This window comes from Acidovorax cavernicola, from assembly GCF_003581445.1.
In genome coordinates, this window is the sequence record NZ_QXMN01000125.1 from 1 (window position 1) to 2,773 (window position 2,773).

A 2,773-nucleotide genomic window follows, 5' to 3' on the forward strand; every position below is an offset into this window, starting at 1 on the left:
TGCAGGGCCAGGGCGCGATCCTCGAAGTCAACGCCGGCCCGGGCCTGCTGATGCACCTCAAGCCGACCAACGGCGCGCCGCGTCCCGTGGGCATGGCGATTGCCGACCACCTGTTCCCGCGCTCCGAGGAAGACCGCGACGCGGGCCGCATTCCCGTCGTCGGCATCGTCGGCACGCGCGAGAACGCGTTCATCGCGCGCCTCGTGGGCTGGCTGCTGCAGCTGTCGGGCAAGCGCACGGGCGTGGCCAGCAGCGAAGGCATGTTCCTCGCCACCCGCCAGACGCAGAAGACCGATACCGCCAACTGGGCCGGCGCGCACCGCCTGCTCACCAACCGCCTGGCCGAAGCCGCGGTGATCCAGACCACGCCGCGCTCCATCCTGGAAGAAGGCCTGGCCTATGACCGCTGCCTGATCGGCGTGGTCACCGACATGGACGGCTACGAGACGCTGGCCGACCACGACGTGCTCGAAGCCGGCCAGATGCGCCGCGTGATCCGCACGCAGATCGACGTGGTGCTGACCCACGGCGCGGGCGTGCTCAATGCCGACCTGCCCGAAGTCGCGGACCTGGCCGAACTCAGCGACGGCGAAGTGATCCTGTACTCGCTGGACGCCGCCAACGCCGTGGTCGCGGCCCACCGCCAGGACAACGAAGGCGGCCGCGCCGTGTTCGTCAAGGGCAACAATGTGGTTCTGGCCACGGGTGCGCAGGAACGCGTGCTGGGCACGCTGGACGCGCTCGCGCTGCCCGGCGGCAAGCGTCCCGACACGCCGGCGCTGCTGGCCGCGATCGCCACGGCCTGGGCGCTCGATATCTCGCCCGATCTGATCGGTGCCGGTATCAAGACCTTCGAATACACCAACTGATTTCACGCAAACCACGACGACATGCATGCCCGGCTGGTCCCGCGCCAGCCCGCCATCTGAAAGAACCGACTATGCAGATCACCCGCATCCGCGCCTTGCGTGGCCCGAATCTCTGGACCCGCAGCACCGCCATCGAAGCCATCGTGCAGTGCGAAGACAACGAGCAGTGCTACACCTCGATCGCCGGCTTCGAAGAGAAGCTGCGCGCGCGCTTCCCGACCATCGCGCCGCTGCAGCCGCATGGCGCCGACCAGCGCCTGTCGCTGGCCCACGTGCTCGAAGTCGCGGCGCTCTCGCTGCAGGCCCAGGCCGGCTGCCCGGTCACGTTCAGCCGCACGCATGAGACGCTGGAAAACGGCACCTTCCAGGTCGTCGTCGAATACACCGAGGAAGCCGTGGGCAAGCTGGCCATGGACAAGGCGCTGGAGCTGGTGCAGGCCGCGCTGGCCGACACCGCGTTCGACGCCGAAGCCGCGATCGCCGCCTTGCGCGAGCTCGATGAAGACGAGCGCATCGGCCCCTCCACCGGCGCCATCGTCGATGCGGCCGTGGCGCGCGGCATTCCGTTTCGCCGCCTGACTTCGGGCTCGCTGGTGCAACTGGGCTGGGGCGCGAAGGCGCGCCGCATCCAGGCCGCCGAACTCGACAACACCAGCGCCGTCGCCGAATCCATCGCCCAGGACAAGGACCTGACCAAGCGCCTGCTGCACTCGGCCGGTGTGCCCGTGCCGCTGGGCCGCCCGGTCGAATCGGTCGATGAAGCCTGGGAAGTCGCGCTCGAAGTCGGCCTGCCGGTCGTGGTCAAGCCACAGGACGGCAACCAGGGCAAGGGCGTGACGGTCAACCTGACCGAGCGCAGCCAACTCGCCTCCGCCTATGCCTCGGCCGCCAAGTACGGCACGGTGATGGTCGAGCGCTTCCTGCCCGGCCATGACTTCCGCCTGCTGGTCGTCGGCGACCAGCTCGTCGCCGCCGCGCGCCGCGAGCCGCCCCAGGTGCTGGGCGACGGCCAGCACACGGTGCGCGAGCTGGTCGATGCGGTCAACCTCGACCCGCGCCGCGGCTCGGGCCATGGCACGGCGCTGACCAAGATCCGCCTCGACGACATCGCGGTCGCGCATATCGCCGCCGAAGGCCTGACGCCCGATTCCGTGCCCGCCCAGGGCCAGCGCGTGGTGCTGCGCAACAACGCCAACCTGTCGACCGGCGGCAGCGCCACCGACGTGACCGATGACGTGCACCCCGAAATCGCGGCGCGCGCGGTCGAAGCCGCGCAGACCATAGGCCTGCACATCTGCGGCGTCGACGTGGTCTGCGAAACCATGCTGCGTCCGCTCGAGGAGCAAAACGGCGGCGTGGTCGAAGTCAACGCCGCGCCCGGCCTGCGCATGCACCTCGCGCCGTCGTTCGGCAAGCCGCGCCATGTGGGCGTGCCCATGGTCGATCAGCTGTTCGCCCATGACCAGGACGGCCGCATTCCCGTGATCGCCGTGACCGGCACCAACGGCAAGACCACCACCGCGCGCATCATCGGCCACCTGTTCGCGGCCCATGGCCTGCGCGTGGGCATGACCAATACCGACGGCGTCTACGTCAACGGCCGCCAGATCGACAGCGGCGACTGCTCGGGCCCGCGCAGCGCGCGCAATGTACTGGCGCACCCCGAAGTCGACGCCGCCGTGCTCGAATGCGCGCGTGGCGGCATTCTGCGCGAAGGCCTGGGCTTCGACCGCTGCCAGGTCGCCGTGGTGACCAACGTCGGCGAAGGCGATCACCTGGGACTGAACTTCATCACCACCGTCGAAGACCTGGCCGTGCTCAAGCGCGTGATCGTGCAGAACGTCGCGCCCACGGGCTATGGCGTGCTCAACGCCATCGACCCGCAAGTCGCGGCCATGGCCAGC

The 2,773-nt window shown here is 69.5% G+C and carries 1 protein-coding gene and 1 pseudogene; both read left to right on the forward strand.

Annotation, left to right across the window (positions count from 1 at the left end):
- A pseudogene (locus D3H34_RS31490) lies at positions 1-869 on the forward strand (cyanophycin synthetase); the annotation flags it as partial.
- A 71-nt stretch (positions 870-940) separates the two neighbouring features.
- The coding region (locus D3H34_RS31495) for a cyanophycin synthetase (RefSeq protein WP_119558737.1) at positions 941-2,773 on the forward strand (1,833 nt) is incomplete at its 3' end.